A 21842-nucleotide genomic window follows, 5' to 3' on the forward strand; every position below is an offset into this window, starting at 1 on the left:
CTATGCGCGGAATCATTCACAGCATTAGCCAATGGGCAGAGCACAAGTCTTCATGGCTTGTGCTCTTCGCCACGTCATTGGCATTAGAAATTGCTGCGCTTTACTTTCAGTACGGCATGGGGTTAAAACCCTGCATTATGTGCATCTATCAGCGAACCGCCATGTACGGAATTGTGTTGTCAGCACTTATTGTCGTTATTAAAAACAACGGCTTTACACGCATGCTTGGCTTCGCTGGTTGGGCTGTATCTGCAGGATGGGGCTTCTTAATTGCCAAAGAGCACGTAGGCATTCTCAATGCCGCGAACCCATTTTTTGCCAGCTGTGAAATAGTGCCAAACTTTCCTTCGTGGTTACAACTTCACGAGTGGCTACCCGCTGTATTTGCCGCTGAAGGTGACTGTTTAGAAGATTCGTGGCAATTTTTGTCTATGGGAATGGCTGAGTGGATGCAAATTATTTTTGCTGCCTACTTTGCTGTATTCGCTATTGTGTTTGCATGTCGATTATTGGATAAGAAACCCTTTTGATCGACTTATCCATTCTACCGTCACGCCTACCTCCTATACATACGGAACAAGGCCCCATTTCCATTCAGCGCATTGCGGAGAAACACTGCTATGCGCTTTGTGAGGCTGGGCAACAGTCTATCCATCACGTAAAACCTTGGTTTGGTTCAGCGGTTTGCCCTGTTACACCAGCACTGTCCAAGCAGTGCATCGCCAACATGGAAAAGGCCCGAGATACAGGCTATGGACTTACCTACTTGCTAATGCACGACGAAAAGTGCTTAGGTATGGGCATTATCAATCATATTCATCACACGCACCTTACCGCTAATCTTGGCTACTGGCTCAGACCAGACGCATGCGGAAAAGGTTTAGCTACCGCGATTTGTGAAGCCTTGAAGAAGCTTGCGTTCTCTCAAATGAATTTGCATAGATTGGAATGCTTTATAGAGCCTAACAACAAGGCAAGTATACGTGTAGCAGAGCGAATTGGTGGTACAAAAGAAGGGCTTTGTCGCAAACGCGTATTTGGCAGAGACGCGCTTCTTTACGCCCTCATTAATGAAAGCTAGGCGGCCTAAAATATTGTCATTTTAAGCGGCTATTTTTATGTTTAGAATGTGTACATCAACGCCGTATATGCATACATAGCATCGTCTGGATATGCGCCACTGTCTAATGCATCACCTTTCGCTAGATAAGCTCCACCCAACTCTAATCGTAGCGGTTTAAACGCTTGATATCGCCAACGGAATTCGAGTTGATGTCCTAAGAAGTCTTCATCACCACTTGCTACTTTTTGAAGCCACAGCGCTTTGTAACCAATCATAATGTTATGCAAACCATCGAGCTTAGTCACACTTCTTAATCCGGGGGCTAATATATTGCTGCGAGGAAACGTTTGATATACATCAGTAGGGCCGTAGTCGAAGCGTCGAAGTCCATACAATGAATCAAAGGCATGTATGGTATCATCGGTGGTATCATTATCACCGCTTGCTGCGTCAATTTCGCCTCTCAAAAATGTATTTTCGCTTATTTGTTTTCCTAAATGGCTATGTATCATCCACGCTTTAACGTCTCTATCGGTTATATCTGCTGAAGAAGTAGATTGACGCGCATGACCCGTTTGCCCTATTGCCTCAATATTGTATTTCCATCCCTCTGAAAATTCTCTAGTATGATCTACAGAGAAAGTAAACAAATCTCTGTTTTTAGTATTAAGATCGGCAGAATCTGATTCTTTGAGCCAATAGCTTTGAACTTTCCACGCTTTATCTGACGACTCTGCGTAGATACCAAAGAACTTTCTATTACTGAAACTTTTGTCGAACGCGCGTTTATTATCATCTATTGATGCCGTATCTACAGGAAAACGCGATACTGGCAACAAATAAAAACTTCTGACACTCCAGTCGTTCCAGTGAGAATCGATTACCGCTCCTTCAAAGCTACTTGTTGCATTACGGAATCGCGTACGTGCCATTAAACGGCGGCTTCCATGATCGAGGGTAACTCGACCTACGGTTACGCTATCAATGTGTTCACTTACGCCTTTATATGAAAGGTAAAATTGCACAGGTTCAAGCGTGTTAACCTGTGAAGACTTTAGCGTTGGATCGTTATCATCTAGATAAGCGCGTGAATCTTCTATCTCAACAGCGGCTTCCCAATTGCCGTACTTTGCTTCACCTTTAAATCTCATTCGCGTTGAAATACGCTCGTTGGTTTTTGAACGTACATCTTCTGTTGTAGGAAAGATTGGGTTATTCAAGGTTTCGTAACGCACCCTTACCGACCCGCTGTAATCAAATTCGAATTCCTTTGCGTCGATGCTGAGTGGAGCGACTGCCATTGCAGACGACAAAAATAAGACATTGGTTGCAAGTTTCTTCATCTGAAACCTTACTTAATCGAAATAGTAAAAAGTGAGCGGAGTATAAAGTAGTCTCTTGGATTACACTCTTGTCCTTTTGTATAAAAAGCGGGATGTAGCCCGATGAACACTGTGGGAGATTACACCTAACATAAAGTCTAATCGATTTAGCTATGATAACCATCTAGCATATTAAGCATGAATAAACTTTGGGATTGCTCGCGTTGTTTAGCAGTTCTTTTTCCTCATCTACAGTGGTCTACATGCTAAACTTTGACAATTTAACAATACGCAAAAAGCTCGCAATACCTACCAGTTTTGTTGCACTTCTCCTTTTAATTGTTAGCTTTTTGAGCATTACAAATGCTAGATTCCTATCCAGTAATACAGACACATTATCCTCAGTGTTTAGCCAATCGATAAGCGCCGCGTTGAATGCTGATAGGGATCTTTATCAGGCTCATTCGGCGATATTGGACATCATGCTCGCAGCACAGCTTAACCAAAAGGACCTAATTCCAGCCTTAACTAAAGATTATGAAGAGAATGTCCAGCAAGCCAAAAACCGCATGGAAAAAGTGCTCACCCTTACAAAAGAATATCCAGAAGTAAGCGCGGAAGCGTCATCTTATAAACAAGACTTTGAGCGGTGGACAAATCTAAATACAAAAATTTTTGAATTAGTTCGCTCTGGAGATGTGCGTAACGGAGCCAGTGAATACCACAATAATGGCATGCCTGTTTTCGAAGCGTTAAGAAAAAATTTCGATCGCGTTGGAGAATCAGTCAAACAGCTCTCAGACAAAACCGCACAGACCAGTCTAAGCACCAGTGATAGCCAAACGCTTTACCTTCTCGTTGCATTAGCACTTGCAGTCATTGCGTGTGTATTGACCATCGTCATGGGGCCAAGACTCATTACAAAGCGCATCGATACGTTAAAATATATGCTGGACTCGATAAGCCAAGGCGAAGGTGACCTTACACAGAGAATTAAAACAAATGGGCGTGATGAAATAACAGACGTTGCCCACTCGTTTAATGGCTTGATGGACAATTTACAGCGTCTAATATCGTTTATTAAAAGTGATGTTACATCGCTTGCACAAGCAGAAAGAGAGATGAACGCTTCTTCTAGCGCTGTAGCGCAAATCTCAACACAGCAGAAATGCAACCTTGATCAAATTGCAACGGCAGTAAATCAGCTAAGCCATGCCCTACGAGAAGTTGCAGACAACACACAAATCGCGTCTACTGACACTCAAACAGCTAACAATGATGCTGAAAATAGTAAAAGTGCCGTAACGCTGTCCACAGACAGCATCGCGAAAACAAACGATGCGATACGTCAAGCAAGTAATGTAATTCAGAAACTGGAAAAAGAAACAAAAGAAATTTCTTCTCTGCTCAGCGTCATTAGCGGCATCTCAGAACAGACTAACTTGCTTGCATTAAATGCCGCAATTGAAGCGGCTAGAGCGGGTGAGCAAGGGCGTGGGTTTGCTGTCGTGGCGGATGAAGTGAGATCACTGGCCAACCGCTCTCAACAAGCAACAACAGATATTAACGAAATGCTTTCTAATCTTAACAAGGGGGTAGAAGAAGCAGTAACTGCAATCGAAGCAGGTTCATCGCAAATGGAAGAGGTTGTCGAGATTTCTGCAACGCTTAAAAAACAACTAGATACTGTGTCTAATTCAGTGATAAGTGCGAACGATCGCATCTACCAAATCGCTGCTGCTACCGAAGAGCAAAGTCAAGTCGTCGACAATCTCAACGACAATATTTCTTCTCTCAATACGCTAAGCCAACAAGTTATGGGCACTATTGAGGAATCTGGAAACGCTAGCGATAAAGTAAGCGATGCAACAAGGCACATAGCTAAAAATATCGGTCGCTTCAACGTTTAAAAAGAGAGCAACAAATTAAAGCATGCTGTCGTGGCATGCTTTAATCAATATCCTCCAGCGGCCAAATGGCTATATAGTCTTCAAAATTATTTAAATCCACGTCGGTTTCAAAGACAGTTTTATTCCGTACCGACATACCTTTCGCATGCATCACATGTTTCTTACCCTTGTTCAACAAGGGATGCCATGATGGTATGCCCCTCCCTTCGTGAAGGCGGCGATAGGTACAACTATTTGGCATAAAAAAGATGTCTTTTAGATTCTCTTTTGTCAGCTTCACGCAATCAGGCACTAGCTCCGTGCGTCTTTCATATTGGGTACATTCACATTTCTTTGTGTTCAAATACGTACACACAATATTGGTATAGTGAATCTTCTCATTATCGTTAATGTGGTCGGTCACTTCGTATTCTTCTACCGCGTCATCATCGATAAATTTTTGCAGACAACATTTACCACACCCATCACAAAGTGATTCCCACTCCTGTTGGGTCATCTCTTCTAAAGATTTGGTTTCCCAAAACGCTGCGGTCATTCTGCTATTACCTCAGTTTCCACGGTTAAATGATTGTCTAGCGTTGCAACAACCGTATCTTGCGAGCAAAGCTTACCTACCCCTTTGGGCGTGCCCGTAAGGATCACGTCACCACTGTCTAACGTAAATTTAGATGACATATGGGCGATGAGGGGGATGATTTTATGCAGCATCAGCTCGGTATGTCCCAGCTGTCTAACCACCCCGTTTATGGTTAGGGTAAAACGTAGGTCTTCTAAGTTGTCTATCTCACTTAACGGCACAAAACCTGATAGAGGTGCACTGTTGTCAAAAGACTTTGCTCTTTCCCAAGGCTGGCCTTGCTTCTTAAGCTCAGCTTGAACCTCGCGAAGAGTTAAATCGAGACCAAGTCCTATACCCCATATCGCGGCTTCTACGTCATCTACACTCGCATTCTTCAATGATGATTTTAGCAGCACGGCGACTTCAAGCTCATTGTGACACTCGCCTTTGTCGGTAGGAATGGCAATAGGCTTCTGCATATGACATAAGGCAGCCTTTGGCTTCATAAACAGCAAGGGTGCTTCAGATACGGTAGAGTTCATTTCTTGAATGTGGTCAAGGTAGTTGCGACCTATACAAACCACTTTACTAACAGGTAGTGATATTTCACTGCCTTGAGAATCAATGTGACGATAAGCCATTAGTAACCTCGTTTTATCCGCTCTGATAAATACCCAACCGAAACGCCAAAGTAAGACGAACGGTTCCACTTCATCAGTGTGTGAAAATTGTTATACACCAAGTAAATTCGGCCTTGCTCACCATCTGGCATAATAAGCGATGCACTGATTTCTGCATTGGGGAGTTCATTTCCGTTGTAGCGCTTGACGCCATTCTTCTGCCAAAAGGCCAACGGCTTCATGTTAGATTTCGCTAACCCTGAAAAAGGTACTGCTTTGGTTAGTATTACTTGGCGTCCCCACGTCCCTTCACTATCCCAACCTTCAGATGATAGATAGTTGGCGATTGACGCAAATACGTCTGCCTTGGTTCCCCAAATATCCTTTTTGCCGTCGCCGTCGTAGTCCACTGCGTAATTTAGAAAAGATATGGGCATAAACTGTGTTTGTCCCATCGCTCCGGCCCAAGAGCCTTTAAGCGCCTCTACAGAGATATGCCCTTCGTCTAGAATCTGAAGTGCCGCAAAAAAATTGTCTTTAAACAGCTTTTCTCTTCGCCCTTCATACGCCAAAGATGCCAGTGCAGACAGCACACTAAAGTTGCCCTGAATTTTACCAAAGTTAGACTCATTACCCCACAGCGCAACAATAAAGCGGGCCTGAACCCCATATTTTTGAGCAATTTCATCAAGCAGTACTTTGTGTTCATTGTACTGCTCAACCGCCTGCTTTACTTTCCAGTCGGGTACTCGCGTTGCTAGATAGTCATCTAACGTTATTTTTTTCTCTGGCTGGCTTTTGTCAGACTTAACGACCGTGGGCCTGAAAGTAATGTCAGCAAACGCCAAGTCTAACTTAGTCTTATCTATGCCCTTTTCGGCCGCTTCTTTTTTCAGTTGAGAAACGTAGCTTTTGAAGCCCGTCTCGCTAAGCCCACTGTCATTACTTGGCTGATTTTCGGCATGAGCTGCCAGTGAAAAGCTTAAGGTTATACTCGATAAAACTAGGGCAATATTGTGCGGTTGAGGAAATAAACTACGATTTTTGCGCTTAGCTATAAAGGCAATTCGGTTAACTAAGCGGTTTAGAGTCTTTAATAACATGGAAATTTAAAACTTCTTATCGGGCGTTTTTGACAGCCCAAGAGATTCACGGTGTTGCTCTAGCAAGTTATCTTCTTTTGGCGGCATTTGGAGGTAAAAGCCTTTTTCATTAAGCTCGTCGATAAGCTTTTGCTTGTCAACTAGGCCAAGTTTCTCGCGCTTTTCTAGGGCGATGATAGTCACTAGCTCTGGGCGACCAAACTTCGCCATAAGTGGCTCTGGCACGTCTTCAAAATGGTCTTTCTTTGGCACGTACAAATACATGCCGTCTTTCTTTCGCGTTTTATAAACTGCGCATAACATAGAATTTTTACTCTTTCTTAATTCGTTTGTTTAGTTTTTTTGGGGTCACTATGCAGATTTAATTAGCCAAAGAGCATACACCTCTCGCCAATACTGCTCACCCATATTGCTTTTAAAGCACTATTGGGCCGGAGCGTCGCCAAGTAAACGGGTTACGTGAGAGCGAAACAATGGCTCTCTCCACGTCGACAGTACATCGGGCATTAGTCCCTGCACGCGGGTCTCATCAACCGAAAACCAGTACCATTTTAACAATTGATTCAGCTGTTTTTTAGAGGCAATAACGTCACTATTTACAGCATTGTCTTTCGCTATCTGGTCGCTGATAGCTTTAAGCTCGGCCAGCGTTTTTTTGTACTTGGCGATATCAATTAACCGCAGCACAACCGGAAGCCTGAGCTTTTCTGGCGTTTGCGCGTACTTTGCTCTTGCCTCTTCGATTAGCGTGATGATGGTGTCGCCGTAGCGGCGTACAGACTGATGATTCACGCCATTAATGCGAGAAAGGCCAGATTTACTATCGATAAGCCGCTGCGCCGCTTCAAACAAATGCCCTTCTTTGAACACAAAGTTTAGGGCCAGATCTTTTTTTCGTGCGGTATTTAAACGCCATGCCGCTAGCGCCTGCAATACAGTGAGCTGCTCGCTGTTCAATCGCCAGTTATTCTTAATGCTTAAGTACGCAAAATCTTCAGGCATTTGAGCGCGTTTTTTCTCTACTAGCAAAGCTATTTCTTGGTAAATCCAATGCACTTTGCCCGCGTCTTGCACTTTACTGGCTAGCTGTTGGTAGCATGGCAATAAGTACAATACATCGTTTGCGGCATAACTCAGTTGCGATTCGCGAAGGGGTCTCGCTATCCAGTCGGTTCGCGACTCTCCTTTATCTAGCGTTATATCACATAGCAACTCTACAAGCTTTGCATAGCCAAGTGACGGCCCCATATCCAAAATACTACCAGCAAGCTGCGTGTCGAATACAGGCGTTGGTACGGTATCGAAGGCGGTAAGGAAAGCCTCAATGTCTTCAGAGCACGAGTGTAGTACTTTCACTACTTCGTTATTTTCCATAAGCTCGATAAACGGCTGCATGTTGTCGATGGCAAGCGGGTCGATAAGAACCAGTTGATGGCCGTCGTAGAGCTGTATAAGGCCCAGGTGGGGAGTAAGAGTTCTAGTCCTTACAAATTCGGTGTCTAAGGCTACCGCCTCTTGACGCTGTGCGGCAGTGCACACTTTTTCGAGTTGTTCAGATGTTGTAATTAATTGATATTGCATATTTTTGCACAGTAATAAAAAAGCCGGCTTACGCCGGCTTTCAAAAAACTATTTCAATGAAATTAGTCTCGAAGCTCCCGACGCAGTATTTTACCTACATTGGTTTTTGGTAAGTCGTCTTTGAAAACAACTTGCTTAGGCACTTTGTAACCCGTTAAGTGGTTACGACAGTGCGCGATAACGTCTTTTTCAGTAAGTGAGTCGTTGTTTCGTACTACGAATAATTTCACCACTTCACCGCTGACTTCGTGAGGAACCCCAACCGCCGCAGCCTCAACAATGTTGTCATGCATTGCAGCTACTTCTTCAATTTCGTTAGGGAACACATTGAAGCCTGAGACTAGGATCATATCCTTTTTACGGTCAACAATATAGAAGTAACCTTCATCATCTACCGTAGCAATGTCGCCTGTAGCTAACCAACCGTCTTTCAGAATTTCTTCTGTTGCTTCAGGTCGGTTTAAATAGCCTTTCATTACCTGAGGGCCTTTCACCCACATTTCACCAGGCTCGCCTTTCTCAACTGGATTACCATCGTCATCAAGAAGCTTGATGTCTGTTGAAGGAACCGGCATTCCGATTGCGCCCTTGTAAGCTTCAATCTGTGGCGGGTTTACCGCAACAACGGGTGAACACTCTGTCAGGCCGTAACCTTCAAGAAGTACGGTACCAGTAACCTTTTCCCACTTTTCTGCTACAGGACGTTGAACAGCCATGCCGCCGCCCAGACCAAACTTAAACTTGCTAAAATCAAGCTCGCTGAACCCCGGCGTATTTAACAGGCCGTTAAACAAAGTGTTCACGCCAGGCAAAATGGTAAACGGGTATTTGCTAAGTTCGTTTACAAAAGCCGGCATGTCGCGTGGGTTGGTAATAAGTAAGTTACGGCAGCCGTATTTAACGAACATCAAGCAGTTCGCTAGTAGGGCAAAGATATGATAAAGCGGAAGCGCGGTTACTACAAAGTCCTCGCCTTCTTCAATCACTGTTTCAAGAATACCTGACACTTGCTCAAGGTTTGCCACCATATTGCGGTGAGTTAGCATAGCCCCTTTAGACACACCGGTTGTTCCACCTGTGTATTGAAGGAATGCCAAATCGCCACTATCAATGTCTGGACGCGTATATTCAAGAGACTGACCTTTTTTAACCGCCGACATAAACGAAGTGGTTTCAGGCAGGTTGAAAGACGGCACCATCTTTTTAACGTACTTCACTACCGCGTTAACGACCCAGCGCTTAGGTGCCGGAAGCATATCGCCTAGAGCCGTCAGAAAGACTTCTTGTAGATTAGTCTCTGCAATCACTTCCTCTAGGGTACATGCGAAGTTTTCGACAATGACAATGGCCTTCGCGTTGGCGTCATTTAGCTGATGCTTTAATTCGCGGGCGGTGTAAAGAGGGTTAACGTTCACCACAACCATACCTGCACGCAATATCCCAAACATAGCAACAGGGTACTGAAGGAGATTTGGCATCATGATTGCGACAGCATCACCGCGTTTCAGGCCGCTAGATTGTAAGTACGCTGCAAACTGCGCAGATAAGGTATCTAGCTCTTCGAACGAAATTGAATGCCCCATATTAATGAAGGCTTCTTTGTTTTTAAACTTCTTTACCGACTGCTCGAAAATGTCTACTACAGATGCGTAACGATCGGCATCAATTTCTGCGGAAACGCGAGGGTCGTAATGCTTAAGCCAGGTTTTTTCCACCAAAACCTCCTCTACTTTATTCTTATACTATTTTATAAGCGCATGGGGAGCTGCACTTATATAACTGGTCTGATAACTTGCGAATAGTATAGGATGTGTAAAAAAAAATAAACGGCACAATTTACAATTGCTCAACAAAATGACGAATTAATACCCCTACATCGTCAGTATTTTCCATGTGAATATGGTGACCGCCTAATAATTGTTCGTATTGCGCATTTAAAAACCACCCCTTGCGATTGGGGAAAACAGTCTCAAGGTTTTTAAAACTGTTAGATGCACCAATAAAAAGAATTGGGCATACAATAGCACGCATTAGCGATTCTGCCTGCTTTTCTGTGAGTCTTAGTGTAGATTTTGTACGAAGCTTCGGGTCGCTCGACCAGAAGCAATGTCCCCCCGCATCTTGGGTTAAATTTCTCGATAAAATAGAACGCGCGTGTTCTTCCGGAATATCTGAGATTTTGCATCTCGCTGTCACCGCATCTTCCAACTCAACAAGTCGAAGCTTATTACGTGATTTCGTGTGACGACTCACTATAGACTCTCGCATCTGAGTGGCGGTTGTTTCCTCGCTTTCGGTGAGAGGTCCACAGGCGTCAATACTTATCACCCCAGCGACTTTTTCTGGAAAGAGTGCAGCAAAAAGGCTTGCCAGAATACCACCTAGAGAATGTCCTAATAAAATAACTTCATCCCACCCCTGAGATTCTATAAGGGCATAAAGGTCTTGCAAGTAGTCGACTTGATTATAATGTGCGCCTTGTGCACGGTGAGACGAGCGACCATGACCCGCGAGGTCAATTGCAACAAAGCGATGCGATTGAAGGTAAGGCGCTAACAACCGTAAACTTTCGGCATTATCTAAGTACCCGTGCAAACCAACTACAAGTTTACCAGCACCTTGATTATCTAACGCTGCTAGATTAAGCCCTTCAATATCGAATTCAGTTTCAATCATAAGTTTCCATGCTGGCAATCAATTGCCGCCTCCTCTACACTTAACTTCCACCAAAAACAAAAAAGCGGCAATCACCTGCCGCTCCATCTCTTGTTACTATTTTTGTTTATTTGCACGCAGAGGCTGGCCTGTCGACTTTGTGCCTGAGTTACTCGCCCCTGAATTGCGCGATGGTAACTTAGCTTTGCTCGGGGCATTTTGATAACGAATCACTCGGGTTCTATTAAAGTGCGGATACATCCAAGGGCCATTGAAGTGATAAAATGGTGAGTACCAACCTGTATGGTAATTGAAGAAGTAAGTGTTTACATCGTAAACCTCTTGTTTTCTCCACATATGATAATCATCAGCAATAATAGTAGGATAAATATATGGTTGTTCGCCCACCATTCCCGCTGTCGGCGCAGTTATGGTACCCAAAAACGTAGCTGAGCGCCCTTCTTCAAAAACAATAGGGTCGACGAATCCGTCAATTTGTACTTTGAAACGCCCTGATGTTTCGCCATTTGTCGAAGGTTTACCGTAGTGGTTCAAAGGGAAATGAGCGAGTTCAATGAACGTTTTGTTGGGCTTATTTTCAACACCTACAATCATACCACCCCAACGCGCTTTTTGACCTTGCGCATTAGCACTCGAGGTGACCGCTTTAGAGTAGCTGACTAACTGTGTACCCTCTGGTACATCAATACTGTCTGGAACTATGGTACATCCAGTAAACAACATGACCGTAAGTAAAACTAAATAACGAGACATTAAAGCGCTCCTGTGAACCCTAGAAAAAATATTGCGCTTGTATGGATTGCAAATAAAACAGCAAGTGTTCCATATGAAGTCCACGTGCGATACACATCTAAAAACTCTTATATACTTTTACGTATCTCTTTAAGTTACAAAGAAAAACCGCACTACAGCAACTAAACATTAGCATTATTACGAAACGGCAGCCACCGTCGTTCAACTAATCTAACGCATAAATAAGAAAGCGTGTCTGTAATACACACCATTTAGAGCAGATATACTGGGTTTTGTTCAAAGCTGTTTGCTAAATTTAACAATTTGTTAGAATTAATTTGCAAGTAAAAAAGCATCAGCTTGAGAAGGATTATGCGTAGATATCTACACCGAACATTGATTGGATAGATTCACGTTGCTGTTGTTTTTCAAAGCTGGTGTAAGAGGCTATCGCATTTTGAGAATAGGTATTGCCATCCTCGCGGATAAATTGCTGGTAGGCCCTAGCGTTATCCGTACCCTGTTCATCGGGCGCAACAACGATCGCCTTTACCGACGATTCACTCTGCCCCTTGTTTTGCTGTTCGGGATCTTTGCTAACCTTTGCGACTCGTCCTTGAGAAGGTTCAGAGGACGGTAGTGCAAAATTATTATTGATAATCATACGAGGTTGTTTAAGCAAAAAACGCACCATACTAGAGCAAACCGCGGTATTTCGGTTTCTTTAATAAGGTACGTTCTTTTTAGTACTTCTACTCTCTTCCCGGTAATTTTTTCCACGTTACTTTATCGCGCAGGTATACAGGCTCTACATTCACAGCGTTAGATACTTCGCCTTTGCTATACGCATCGATTGCAAGTTTAAGCATGTATTGAGCGTTTGGAAGCGTGACGTCAAACACTACCTCACTACATACCTCAGACTTCCAGTTATCAAGCTCCTCGTAGGCAGACCAGCCGGTGCCTGCTGCAATCACAGCGGCGCTATTATCTTCCTTAAGCGCGTTTAGCTGTTCAATAGCCGTCTCGGGCGGACAAACTTGCTCTTCAACGCAAAGAACAAGCCTACTTTGCGATTGTGAGTAAACAGCGAAGTACACTTCACCCATACGCGCATCCGACGCAACAGCAATCAATGCATCTTTGTGCTCAGTTTTAGACGCTACTTCAAGCGCCATAGCTTCAAGCGTACTCACGCCCGCCACTTTTAAGCCTGTCCCTAACGCTAAACCTTGAATCATTCCCGTCGCTATGCGAACACCGGTAAAGCTGCCCGGGCCTCGGCCAAAAGCCAATAAGTCTAGGTCGCCCAGCGAAACCTTTGCTTCATTTAACACTTCATCAACCATGGGAAGAAGACGCTGACTATGCTGCTGAGGGCATATCTCGAAACGCGTTATGACGGTGTCTTTGAATTGAAGCGCAACCGAACAAGCTTCGGTTGCCGTGTCTATAGCTAAAATGTTCATGTTTATCTCTTATTTCATATACGCTGAAAACGGGGCTAATGGCGTAATACACGCTTACCGCTTTTTCAGTGCTTTAACTTAGGCTTCATCAATGCCGGCTAAAAATTTTTCCACTTCGTCCAAGCTTCTTGTTCTTTTCATATCTGGCAAGCTTCCGACGAAGGTTTTGGCGTAAGGCTTCGTCACTAATCGATTGTCACATATAACCAGCACGCCTTTATCTGAAGGATCTCGAATGAGTCTTCCCGCGCCCTGCTTTAACGTAATAACAGCTTGGGGAATTTGAATAACACCAAACGGGTTTGCTCCACGTTTTTTTACATCTTCCATACGAGCTTGAAGCAGCGGGTCATCAGGTGATGCAAAGGGCAGCTTGTCAATCATCACGCAAACCAAGTCGTTGCCGCGTACGTCTACGCCTTCCCAAAAAGCGCCTGTGCCCATTAATACCGCTTTTTCATCTGCAAGGTACGCATCCAGTAATGCTTGCTTGGTGGTAGTCCCTTGCACCAGTAGCGGATTATCTATCTCATCTTCTAGCTTCTGAGCAATTTCTCGAAGCATAGCGTGACTAGTAAACAACAAGAAACATCTCCCGCGACTTGCTTTGATTAGCCGTTTGGCTGTTTCTAGCAAAGTTTCGCGCATAGCGTAGCTGTTTGGTTCTGGTAAATAGCGGGGCACGCACAGCATGGCCTGTTCAGGATAATTAAACGGGCTATCTAATCCTAACGTTTCTGCGTCTTCTAAGCCCATGCGGCGCTGAAAGTGATCAAAACCGCCGTTTACCATTAAGGTTGCCGAGGTAAAAATCCACCCGCGCGGCGGCGATGATACGAAACGTCTGAATTTAGCGGCAATTGATAAAGGCGTTAAATGCATGATGAGGTGGCGCTGAGTCGTTTCATACCACAAACTTACATTTTCTTGCTTGTTGTCGCTTAACGCATCTAACTGCTCTCTTGCAGCCACAACACGTTCGTACATGTTGTCTAAATCTTTATCGCGGCCAATATGTAGCTTACACACTTCATGCAGTACACCTAGCGCTTCGGCCAGCTTGCCCACCTGCATGCGCACGTCATCACGGTCTAACGCCTCAGCCCAGTTGCCGCGTTCAGCCGTATCCGGGAACAATAACCGTAAGTCAGAGGCAATCATCCTGCATTTGTCAGCCGCTTTATCTAGCTGCCCAGCATCTTTTAGCACTGTTCTGAACAACAGCGTGATATCTTTCGCAATATCGTGAATTTGTCTTGTCGAAAGTGACTCGCCAAAGTAATCGCTGGCAATATCGGGAATTTGATGAGCCTCATCAAAAATAATCGCATCAGCTTCTGGGATAAGTTCGCCAAACCCTGTGTCTTTCAGTGCCATATCAGCAAAGAAAAGGTGGTGGTTTACCACAATAATATCAGCATCCAGCGCCTTTCTGCGCGCTTTTACCAAGTAGCAATCTTCATAATCTGGGCAATCGCGGCCCAAGCAGTTATCCACTGTAGAGGTAACCAGCGGTAAAACACGGGCATCTTCGGGAAGGGTTTTAAGCTCCCCCATATCACCTGTTTTCGTAGTACTAGACCAACGTTTCACTTCTGAAAGCTGACCCAATACCTCTTTTTCAACCAGCGTAGAGTTGCCGCTGTGCTGCGCTACACGGTGTAGACAAAGATAGTTTGAACGGCCTTTTAACAGTGCAGTTTTTCGCTTGCTGCCTAAGGCCTTTTTTACCAGCGGTAAGTCGCGGTGAAATAGCTGCTCTTGTAAGTTTTTAGTCCCTGTAGAAACAATGGCTTTTCCGTCGCTCAACAATGCCGGAGCGAGATAAGCGAAAGTCTTTCCCGTTCCCGTACCTGCCTCTACTATTAAACTACCTGTGGTATCAATAGCGCGCTTAACCGCCTTTGCCATTTCAGTTTGAGCTTCGCGAGGTACAAACCCCTTGATAGCACCTGCAAGGAGGCCATCTGAAGAGAATACGTTATTTATTGTGGGCATGGTTTAAGCGCTGTCATTACTTTTCTACTTTAGGCCGCGCATTATGCCAAAAAGCCTATGGAATGCCCATTAAAGGTTTGCATTTTAGCGTCAGCATTTGCCACCTGACGCCTTTTAGAGTCAAAACAATTGTTAAATTTTTGATGAAAAGAATTTGTCTTCTAGAACAAAAAAATTAGCTTTTTAATCTTAACACTTAGGCGCAATATCCAGCTCGTAAATGTTTATACTCAACTATTAAACGAGGTAATTATGAAAGGTTTACGCTTTATAGGTTTAGGCTTAGTAGGCTTAAGCGCAATGGCGTTCTCTGTAATTGCAGCTGCATCAGACGAAGCACCTGCAGAGCTGGTAGCGGAATTAACCCAGTTCTGTAAAGAAATCGCTGAAGAAGAAGGTACAAAAGGCAAGTCGGAAGACGTATTTGTATTAGAGTGCGTAAATGATGAGCTAGAAGCTGAAGGTTACCAGAAACTGAAATCTTTAAACTGATATATTAAGGTGAGTTACTGATTCACTTTAACTGAATGAATGATAAAGCCTCGCCAGAAATGGCGGGGCTTTTTTGTGCTCTGCATTTGAAGTGCCTTTTCGAGTTCCCTAGCATTGTATATAGCAATGCATGCAACGGTGGCTTTAGTTGAAAGCATCAGCGTTCAAAAAATGCATCAACCAAATCGGCGAGCGACTCCTCTAGCTCTTCTTCGAAAGCATCGATATCAATACCAAAGCTATCCATATATTTAGCCGCATTGTCACGGGAAAGTACGGCATTTTTTATCTGGAACTCAAGCTCGGGCAGTGTCTTGTCGTAGCGGGGCTTAATGGTCCATCGCAAACAATGACCATGGTTGTCTTTTAGCCTTTTTTTGGCAAATACACAAAACTCCTCGACGTAGTCAGCACCTTGCGGCCCAAGACATCCCGGTTCTATGCGGTACATTACCAGCAGCTTTTTATATAGCGGAAGTCGCGTTTCCATCACATCTTCAATTAGCTTAAAGAGTTGATTATCGGAAAGTTTGGAGGATTTTGCCAGCCAAGTAAGGGGAGAATGCGAGAAATTTCACACTCCCCCGTGTCATTACTCTGCAAGCTCAGGATCTTTTATGAACAAGATATCCATGATGATTGCAGGATCCCACTCGCGCATTTCTGCTTCGCATTTCAGTCGAATTTCGTCTAACTCACTGATCGTTGCAATCGAGAATGCGTCATCCACGATAATGTGGACTAACAGATAGACATCCCTACCCCGCTTACTAATTCGCACTTCCACATGTTCGTATGGGACGTCAGCCAACGTTTTTTTGAATTTTTTCTCGATTACCGCCGAGATAGCTTCAGGCGGCGCTTTGTTAATTACTTCATTAAGGCTTTCACGCAAAATCTTAAAAGGCACCGGCAACATTGCCGAACCAAGAATAATCAATAAAACAGGATCAACGTACGGCGACAGCGTTCTATATTCCGTCAACTCTAACGCGTAGGCCAAAATAAAAGCGAACAAGATGGATGCACTTAGCACGCCGTCTATCATCCAAGTGTGAGAATCCACTTTTACTAAGTCGGACAGTAAATGCTTACCTTTTACTCGCATGTACAGAGAGATACTAAAACAGCCAACCGTTGCCACAACACCGTAGACCATACCAATACCATACTCAGCTGCGTGTCCACCTGCTAATAAACTCTTAACAGAGCTCGCGACCGCATACACACACGTGGCAATGATAATAAGCGACTTAAACATGTTTAGCGTAGGTTCAATTGCCGTGTAACCAAAGTGAAACCGGTCATCGTCAGGACGTTGAACCAAATTGGCCACTTTGAGCGTTAGCATTGACATAACAAAAGCAATTAACGAGTAAGCAGCATCAAATAAAATAGCGCCTGAGCTCGTTAAAATGGCAAAACCAAACGCAATAACGACAAATGCGCCGGCAATATAAAAAGAAAGCGTTAATAGACGCTTTTCTTCAAGGTGATGGAAGCCAATGTCCATGAAAATCACTTCGAAATTAAGGTGCGCGGATTCTACTCCGATATTTTAAAAAAAATAGTGCTTTGAATAAAAATATTGCTATTTTTTTAAGCAATTCAGTGATACATAGCGCCTATATTATTTCGACTCAACGCACTGCGTTTTTAGCACCCTTTTTAAACTATGAAAATCGTTACCCATCCTTCTATAAAAAGTTACTTTGATGCTGATGAAAGCCGGCAGGAAGTCGAACAGGCATTCTCTCGAGGGCTTGCTTATGCGGGCCATTCCCTAATGGTGCCAGAGAAGTTTAGCTATCAAGTACTGCCTCACTTTAGCGACCGTTATGCGTTGTTTAATCAAGGTGAGAATTATGAACTTATATCCAATATTTGCTTACATCGACAAGCTCAACTTCTTGAAGGGCAAGGCCGGGCACGCAGTATAGTTTGTAAACTTCACTGCTGGAGCTATGACAATACAGGCCAGCTTAAAGGTGCGCCCCACTTTAAGGATGCCCCTAGCGGTCAGTTGAAAAAGGAATCACTGTCAGTGTGGAACGGTCTTCTATTTCGAGGGCGCTCTCCTAATATGGACTTATCTGCCCTTGGACTTGAGGACTATCTCGACTTTACCGATTACTTTTACGCCGGTTCTGAAACCACGGAATATCAATTTAACTGGAAGACATTCATCGAAATCTATCTAGAGAACTATCACGTGTACTCCATGCACCCTGGGCTTCGCCAGTTTGTTAAACCCGATGATTTAGAATGGTCGTTTGGCGATGATTTTTCAGTTCAAAAAGTTGGGCTAGGCGACCAGCTTACCAAGCGCACAACACCGCGTTACAGAGAGTTCCAAGACGCATTATTGGCACGATTTGGGCAAACACTTCCTCGCTTTGGCGCAATATGGTGCTTTTTGTACCCTAATATTATGATTGAGTGGTACCCAGATATTATTGTCGTCAGCACGATTTACCCCAAGGGTGCCGGCGCATGTGTAAACCACGTTGAATTTTATTATCCCGAAGCACTTTATAAAGATATGCCAGACTACTTTGCAGCGGAAAAAGCGGCCTATATGGAAACAGCTGTAGAAGATGAAGAAGCCTGCCTATTGCTAGAAAAAGGTCGACGAGCACTTTATTTATCAGGCGAAGAAGAACACGGTCCCATAGAACCGTTTTTAGAAGCGGGCGTGGCGCATTTTTACGATTGGCTTGCTAAACAGTAGCAGTCTTAGTGCTTTAAATAGTGGTATTTCACAAAAAAGGAGTTTTGATGAACAATTACAAAGGGTCTTGTTTGTGCGGGTCGGTAACTTTTAAAATTGAGGGTGATTTTGACAGTTTTTATCTGTGCCACTGCAAACATTGTCAAAAGGATACAGGTTCGGCCTTCGCAGCCAACCTGTTTTCAAGTTCGGCTATATTAACTTGGGCATCGGGTGTTGACGCTGTAGTCAACTTCACGCTCGAGAACACGCGTCATAGCAAAAGTTTCTGTAAAATCTGTGGTTCAGCCCTTCCGTGTACTCAACTCGGTGACATTCTAGCCGTACCCGCTGGGTGTATGGATACAAAACTACTCATAAAACCTACTGCACATATCTTCGGCGTAAGCAAAGCTGCGTGGGAAGAAAACTTAGAAACCATCACAAAATTTGAACGGTTACCGTAACAAACATTGAGTACTCATTCGAAACCTAATGGCTTTAAACTAAACAAAATTCGCTGCTTGAATAACGGCAGATCGATTGTTGCTCGCATTCACAACATTCTCCGCTTAACGTGTTCCATTTTTGTCAAAAATAGCGAGTAACTTTTTCAGAAAATTCTATAGATCTCACAATTCCGCCTGTTGTCACCCAACCTTTCAAAAAACATAAACCAATGATCTAAAAACATTTTATTGAAATGGCATATGCTGTGAATAACTCCATGTGAATACTCTCCTCCGTTTTTAAGCAGTATGGAGGCCGAAAAACCAAGGAGTTAGATATGAAAAAATTAACAATTGCTACACTAATCAGCGCCGCACTTTCTATTGCCGCGTTTGCTGGCAATGGTATCGAAAAAATAGACTCCACATTTGCCGATTTGGATAACGATGACAACGGCTATATTTCACGAGAAGAAGCTGACGACGACGAGATTTATGCGCACTTTTCCAAAATTGATACCAATTCAGACATGCAGCTTTCAATTAAAGAGTTCAATGCTCATGTAACGAAGCACCCTCACCATTTCCATGACGACGTGCTTGCAACGGTAAAATCGATGAAAGAGAGTATGGTTACAGAAGGTACAATGGAAACGGAAGTTAAAGTTGATACTGATGTCGATGAAGTGGTTGCCGCGACGAAAGACAAAAGGCTGACTCACGAGCTAGGAGCTAAGACTGAGTTGAAGGCTAACGGAAACTCAGAAAAGACAAACGGTAGCGGACACCGAGCTTTGTTTATTGGCTTGTTTTAGAGCCAGTCAACGACGTCTTGCCCCCCTAGAATTGCCATTATCTCAACTTCAATACCATTGTATCGATAGTAAATACTGTCTGAACCATAAGCGCAGCGTCTATACCCCTCTCGAATATGGTCAACTGATTGGTATGCGGATGGATTATTCGCAATTTTTTCAAATGTCTGAAAAAAACCTTCGAAATACTTATCTGCTTGAAGTTCGCCGAATTCTACATATCCATATGTATAAATACGCCTGAGATCCTCTTTGGCACTCAACGATAACTTGTAGCTTTCCATTTATCTTTTTAACTCAGCCTTGAATTCTTTCAGCATATCTTCAGGCGATTGTTCAATGAATCCGCTTCTCTCTGCATTGACGAGCTTTTGATTTATTTCCTCAGCGCGTCTAGCCCGACGAATCAAATCATTCACGAGTTCACTTTTGTTTGCATATTCTCGCGTTTCGTCAACATGACTCTTGAGCCACGCATCATTTTTTTCAGTCAGAGTAATACTTTGACGAGGCATGACATTTACTCCAATAAACACTAGCTGGTGCAATATTACACCAGGTTTAGTTAAACATCAGTATTTTTTAATTGAGAGACGACAAAGGCCGAAATTATCACAGACAACTTCAGTAATGAGTCCTATTATTCGAATCTGACAGATCAAGTTAAGACTGATTCACATTAGATGGATTAAGTAAGCATCTAACTTTCGGGTGTTGACTTAATCACTTCCTCGATTTCACTGTTACCACTCAAGCGTGCGAGATCAATAAGATAACCTTTTTCTAGCTTATCCAAAGTGTGTCCTTCAAGTCGCGCTTTTACCTCTTCAACATCACCATTGGCAATAGAAGTTTTAAGCGCTGCATGATTATTTAACGATCGGTCTTCTGTTTTTTCAGCTGAATCATTCGCAGTCATCGTTCATCCTTAATTTTCACTTAGTAAAAAAAACATTAGTGCTTTTTACCTTTTGTAGTTAAAGATGACACTAAACGATCACACCGTTATGCAATCCATATCTCGAACTGCCAAGGCGTGAGTTTACACACTGAATCAGCGCTGAAGGTTTTCTTTTCGTCGCGCTCCCAGTGCGCATACTCACCTTCAAACAACGGTTCTTCAAACGTTACATCAAGCTGCTCATTTGAAAAATTAATCACAACGAACACTTTTTCATTTTCATTACAACGTACAAAACTAAAAACCTTATCCATCTTAGAATTTGGCACCTGAATCATTCTTGCCCCGTACTCTCCGTTCCCTAGCACGGCTTTCGACTTTTTAAGAGCAATTAGCTTGCGGTACAAGTTGCCTATTTCATGTTCTTGCCATTCAATAGGATCGCGCTCAAAGAACGCTAAACGCTTGGTTTCCCCAGCTTCTTGCCCATTATGAATGAGCGGCATGCCCTCACCTATTACCGATAAAGCAATGCAGGCTTCAAGCGCATCACCAAATTGTTCGCGCTGAGTGCCATCCCAGGCATTTTTGTCATGATTACTAACGAAGGTCATTCTGTAAGCGGAGTGAGGCCAGCTGCGTTCGTTCCACGAATAATACTTGCGCAACCTATCTAGTGAGCACTTTCCATGAGCGAGTTCATGCAATGTTTCATTCCAGCTCCACGCGTAAGTCATATTGAACGCATTTTCGTGAAGATCGCGATTCTCCCACTCAGCCAACATGAAAACTGGTCTGATTGCGCTTAGCGTTTGCACTGCTTGCTGCCAAAAATCGTTGGGGACATACCCCGCTACATCACAGCGGAATCCATCAATATCGAATTTTTCAACCCAATAGCAGAGCGCGTTAATCATGTATTTGCGAAGACCTATTTGTTCGTAATCGAACTCAATAATATCGCTCCAGTCCCACCAGGGAGATGGACGAAAATCTCCTTTGTAGTCTTTGGCGTACCACTCTGGGTGCTGTTCAACCAAAGGATTATCCCACGCACTGTGATTTGGCACCCAGTCTATGATGACTTTTAGCGAAAGCTTGTGCGCTTCATCCACCAGCGCTTTGAAATCCTCTTCGCTCCCAAATTCAGGGTTAATGGCCAGATAGTCTTTTACTGCATAGGGGCTACCAAGCTCCCCTTTCCTGTTTTTTTCCCCAATAGGATGTACAGGCATTAGCCAAACAATATCCGCGCCGAGTGACTTAATATGAGCTAACCCTTTTCTCACTCCTTCAAAATTACCTTGCTCTGAAAACTGTCGAGTGTTGACCTGATAAATAACTGCGTGAGATGACCATTCTGGCTGAAGCACGTTATATCGTTTCTTAGGAACAGGATTGATATCCATATTATCTTTCCTTATCGAGATTAGCGTTTAGAA

The 21842-nt window shown here is 43.7% G+C and carries 25 protein-coding genes; 7 read left to right on the forward strand and 18 right to left on the reverse strand.

Features of this window, described 5'->3' with window-relative positions:
- Positions 1 to 2: 2 nt before the first annotated feature.
- Positions 3 to 530: a disulfide bond formation protein DsbB gene (gene dsbB / locus RJ41_RS15475; RefSeq protein ID WP_014976923.1), complete on the forward strand. Its 528-nt coding sequence runs from the start codon at positions 3 to 5 to the stop codon at positions 528 to 530.
- Positions 527 to 1081 (forward strand): GNAT family N-acetyltransferase, encoded by a 555-nt coding sequence (locus tag RJ41_RS15480; RefSeq protein WP_039222773.1) that lies wholly within the window; start codon positions 527 to 529, stop codon positions 1079 to 1081. The genes dsbB and RJ41_RS15480 overlap by 4 nt, the downstream gene beginning before the upstream one ends.
- A gap of 41 nt (positions 1082 to 1122) precedes the next feature.
- Here RJ41_RS15480 and RJ41_RS15485 read toward each other — a convergent pair whose 3' ends face one another.
- Entirely contained in the window at positions 1123 to 2406 is a 1284-nt protein-coding gene (locus RJ41_RS15485; protein WP_039222774.1) for an alginate export family protein, read from the reverse strand.
- A gap of 242 nt (positions 2407 to 2648) precedes the next feature.
- Between RJ41_RS15485 and RJ41_RS15490 the strand changes: the two genes are divergently transcribed.
- Positions 2649 to 4295 (forward strand): methyl-accepting chemotaxis protein, encoded by a 1647-nt coding sequence (locus tag RJ41_RS15490; protein ID WP_039222776.1) that lies wholly within the window; start codon positions 2649 to 2651, stop codon positions 4293 to 4295.
- Positions 4296 to 4335: 40 nt separating this feature from the next.
- Here RJ41_RS15490 and RJ41_RS15495 read toward each other — a convergent pair whose 3' ends face one another.
- The 11 genes from RJ41_RS15495 to RJ41_RS15545 form a co-directional block, all read right to left on the reverse strand.
- On the reverse strand, positions 4336 to 4830 hold the full coding sequence (locus RJ41_RS15495) for a YcgN family cysteine cluster protein (RefSeq protein ID WP_039222778.1): 495 nt from the start codon (positions 4828 to 4830) through the stop codon (positions 4336 to 4338).
- Entirely contained in the window at positions 4827 to 5495 is a 669-nt protein-coding gene (locus RJ41_RS15500) for a fumarylacetoacetate hydrolase family protein (protein ID WP_039222780.1), read from the reverse strand. The genes RJ41_RS15495 and RJ41_RS15500 overlap by 4 nt, the downstream gene beginning before the upstream one ends.
- The gene (locus RJ41_RS15505; protein ID WP_039222783.1) at positions 5495 to 6577 is read right to left on the reverse strand and encodes a lytic murein transglycosylase; all 1083 of its coding nucleotides are present in this window, start codon (positions 6575 to 6577) and stop codon (positions 5495 to 5497) included. The genes RJ41_RS15500 and RJ41_RS15505 overlap by 1 nt, the downstream gene beginning before the upstream one ends.
- A 6-nt stretch (positions 6578 to 6583) precedes the next feature.
- Positions 6584 to 6880 carry a YcgL domain-containing protein gene (locus RJ41_RS15510; protein WP_014950003.1) on the reverse strand — a complete coding sequence of 99 codons (297 nt, stop codon included), beginning with the start codon at positions 6878 to 6880 and terminating at the stop codon, positions 6584 to 6586.
- Positions 6881 to 7000: 120 nt separating this feature from the next.
- Positions 7001 to 8158 carry a ribonuclease D gene (gene rnd / locus RJ41_RS15515; RefSeq protein ID WP_039222785.1) on the reverse strand — a complete coding sequence of 386 codons (1158 nt, stop codon included), beginning with the start codon at positions 8156 to 8158 and terminating at the stop codon, positions 7001 to 7003.
- Between the two features lie 62 nt (positions 8159 to 8220).
- The gene (fadD, locus tag RJ41_RS15520; protein WP_039222787.1) at positions 8221 to 9873 is read right to left on the reverse strand and encodes a long-chain-fatty-acid--CoA ligase FadD; all 1653 of its coding nucleotides are present in this window, start codon (positions 9871 to 9873) and stop codon (positions 8221 to 8223) included.
- A 121-nt stretch (positions 9874 to 9994) separates the two neighbouring features.
- The gene (locus RJ41_RS15525) at positions 9995 to 10834 is read right to left on the reverse strand and encodes an alpha/beta fold hydrolase (RefSeq protein WP_039222789.1); all 840 of its coding nucleotides are present in this window, start codon (positions 10832 to 10834) and stop codon (positions 9995 to 9997) included.
- Between the two features lie 96 nt (positions 10835 to 10930).
- A complete protein-coding gene (locus tag RJ41_RS15530) occupies positions 10931 to 11587 on the reverse strand; it encodes a Slp family lipoprotein (protein WP_039222791.1) in 657 nt (218 codons plus the stop codon).
- A gap of 349 nt (positions 11588 to 11936) precedes the next feature.
- Positions 11937 to 12230 (reverse strand): hypothetical protein, encoded by a 294-nt coding sequence (locus tag RJ41_RS15535; RefSeq protein WP_039222855.1) that lies wholly within the window; start codon positions 12228 to 12230, stop codon positions 11937 to 11939.
- Between the two features lie 88 nt (positions 12231 to 12318).
- A complete protein-coding gene (gene tsaB / locus RJ41_RS15540; RefSeq protein WP_039222793.1) occupies positions 12319 to 13035 on the reverse strand; it encodes a tRNA (adenosine(37)-N6)-threonylcarbamoyltransferase complex dimerization subunit type 1 TsaB in 717 nt (238 codons plus the stop codon).
- A 78-nt stretch (positions 13036 to 13113) separates the two neighbouring features.
- The gene (locus RJ41_RS15545) at positions 13114 to 15033 is read right to left on the reverse strand and encodes a DNA repair helicase YoaA (RefSeq protein WP_014950010.1); all 1920 of its coding nucleotides are present in this window, start codon (positions 15031 to 15033) and stop codon (positions 13114 to 13116) included.
- Positions 15034 to 15285: 252 nt separating this feature from the next.
- Between RJ41_RS15545 and RJ41_RS15550 the strand changes: the two genes are divergently transcribed.
- Positions 15286 to 15525 carry a hypothetical protein gene (locus RJ41_RS15550; RefSeq protein ID WP_014976932.1) on the forward strand — a complete coding sequence of 80 codons (240 nt, stop codon included), beginning with the start codon at positions 15286 to 15288 and terminating at the stop codon, positions 15523 to 15525.
- A gap of 157 nt (positions 15526 to 15682) precedes the next feature.
- Here the strand turns inward: RJ41_RS15550 and RJ41_RS15555 are convergent, their stop codons facing one another.
- The gene (locus RJ41_RS15555) at positions 15683 to 16015 is read right to left on the reverse strand and encodes a hypothetical protein (RefSeq protein ID WP_014950012.1); all 333 of its coding nucleotides are present in this window, start codon (positions 16013 to 16015) and stop codon (positions 15683 to 15685) included.
- 102 nt (positions 16016 to 16117) lie between these two features.
- Positions 16118 to 17038 carry a cation diffusion facilitator family transporter gene (locus RJ41_RS15560; RefSeq protein WP_039222796.1) on the reverse strand — a complete coding sequence of 307 codons (921 nt, stop codon included), beginning with the start codon at positions 17036 to 17038 and terminating at the stop codon, positions 16118 to 16120.
- A gap of 162 nt (positions 17039 to 17200) precedes the next feature.
- Between RJ41_RS15560 and RJ41_RS15565 the strand changes: the two genes are divergently transcribed.
- The 3 genes from RJ41_RS15565 to RJ41_RS15575 all read left to right on the forward strand — a co-directional run bounded on the left by RJ41_RS15565 (position 17201) and on the right by RJ41_RS15575 (position 19499).
- Positions 17201 to 18256, forward strand: a complete 1056-nt coding sequence (locus RJ41_RS15565) for an aromatic ring-hydroxylating oxygenase subunit alpha (protein WP_039222798.1) — start codon at positions 17201 to 17203, stop codon at positions 18254 to 18256.
- A gap of 47 nt (positions 18257 to 18303) precedes the next feature.
- Positions 18304 to 18702, forward strand: a complete 399-nt coding sequence (locus RJ41_RS15570) for a GFA family protein (RefSeq protein ID WP_039222799.1) — start codon at positions 18304 to 18306, stop codon at positions 18700 to 18702.
- 320 nt (positions 18703 to 19022) lie between these two features.
- Positions 19023 to 19499 carry an EF-hand domain-containing protein gene (locus RJ41_RS15575; RefSeq protein ID WP_240485808.1) on the forward strand — a complete coding sequence of 159 codons (477 nt, stop codon included), beginning with the start codon at positions 19023 to 19025 and terminating at the stop codon, positions 19497 to 19499.
- On the opposite strand, the gene RJ41_RS15580 is transcribed toward RJ41_RS15575, so the two are convergent.
- From RJ41_RS15580 to RJ41_RS15595, 4 genes are all read right to left on the reverse strand, one after another.
- A complete protein-coding gene (locus RJ41_RS15580; RefSeq protein ID WP_039222800.1) occupies positions 19496 to 19783 on the reverse strand; it encodes a type II toxin-antitoxin system RelE/ParE family toxin in 288 nt (95 codons plus the stop codon). The two genes, RJ41_RS15575 and RJ41_RS15580, sit on opposite strands and share 4 nt — an antisense overlap.
- A complete protein-coding gene (locus tag RJ41_RS15585; RefSeq protein WP_039222802.1) occupies positions 19784 to 20014 on the reverse strand; it encodes a ribbon-helix-helix domain-containing protein in 231 nt (76 codons plus the stop codon).
- Between the two features lie 185 nt (positions 20015 to 20199).
- Complete coding sequence (locus RJ41_RS15590) at positions 20200 to 20418, reverse strand: hypothetical protein (protein ID WP_014976939.1); 219 nt, start codon at positions 20416 to 20418, stop codon at positions 20200 to 20202.
- An 86-nt stretch (positions 20419 to 20504) separates the two neighbouring features.
- The gene (locus RJ41_RS15595; protein WP_039222804.1) at positions 20505 to 21809 is read right to left on the reverse strand and encodes an alpha-amylase family glycosyl hydrolase; all 1305 of its coding nucleotides are present in this window, start codon (positions 21807 to 21809) and stop codon (positions 20505 to 20507) included.
- Positions 21810 to 21842 lie beyond the last annotated feature (33 nt).

Source organism: Alteromonas marina (assembly GCF_000808575.1).
In the GTDB taxonomy this organism is placed as follows: domain Bacteria; phylum Pseudomonadota; class Gammaproteobacteria; order Enterobacterales; family Alteromonadaceae; genus Alteromonas; species Alteromonas marina_A.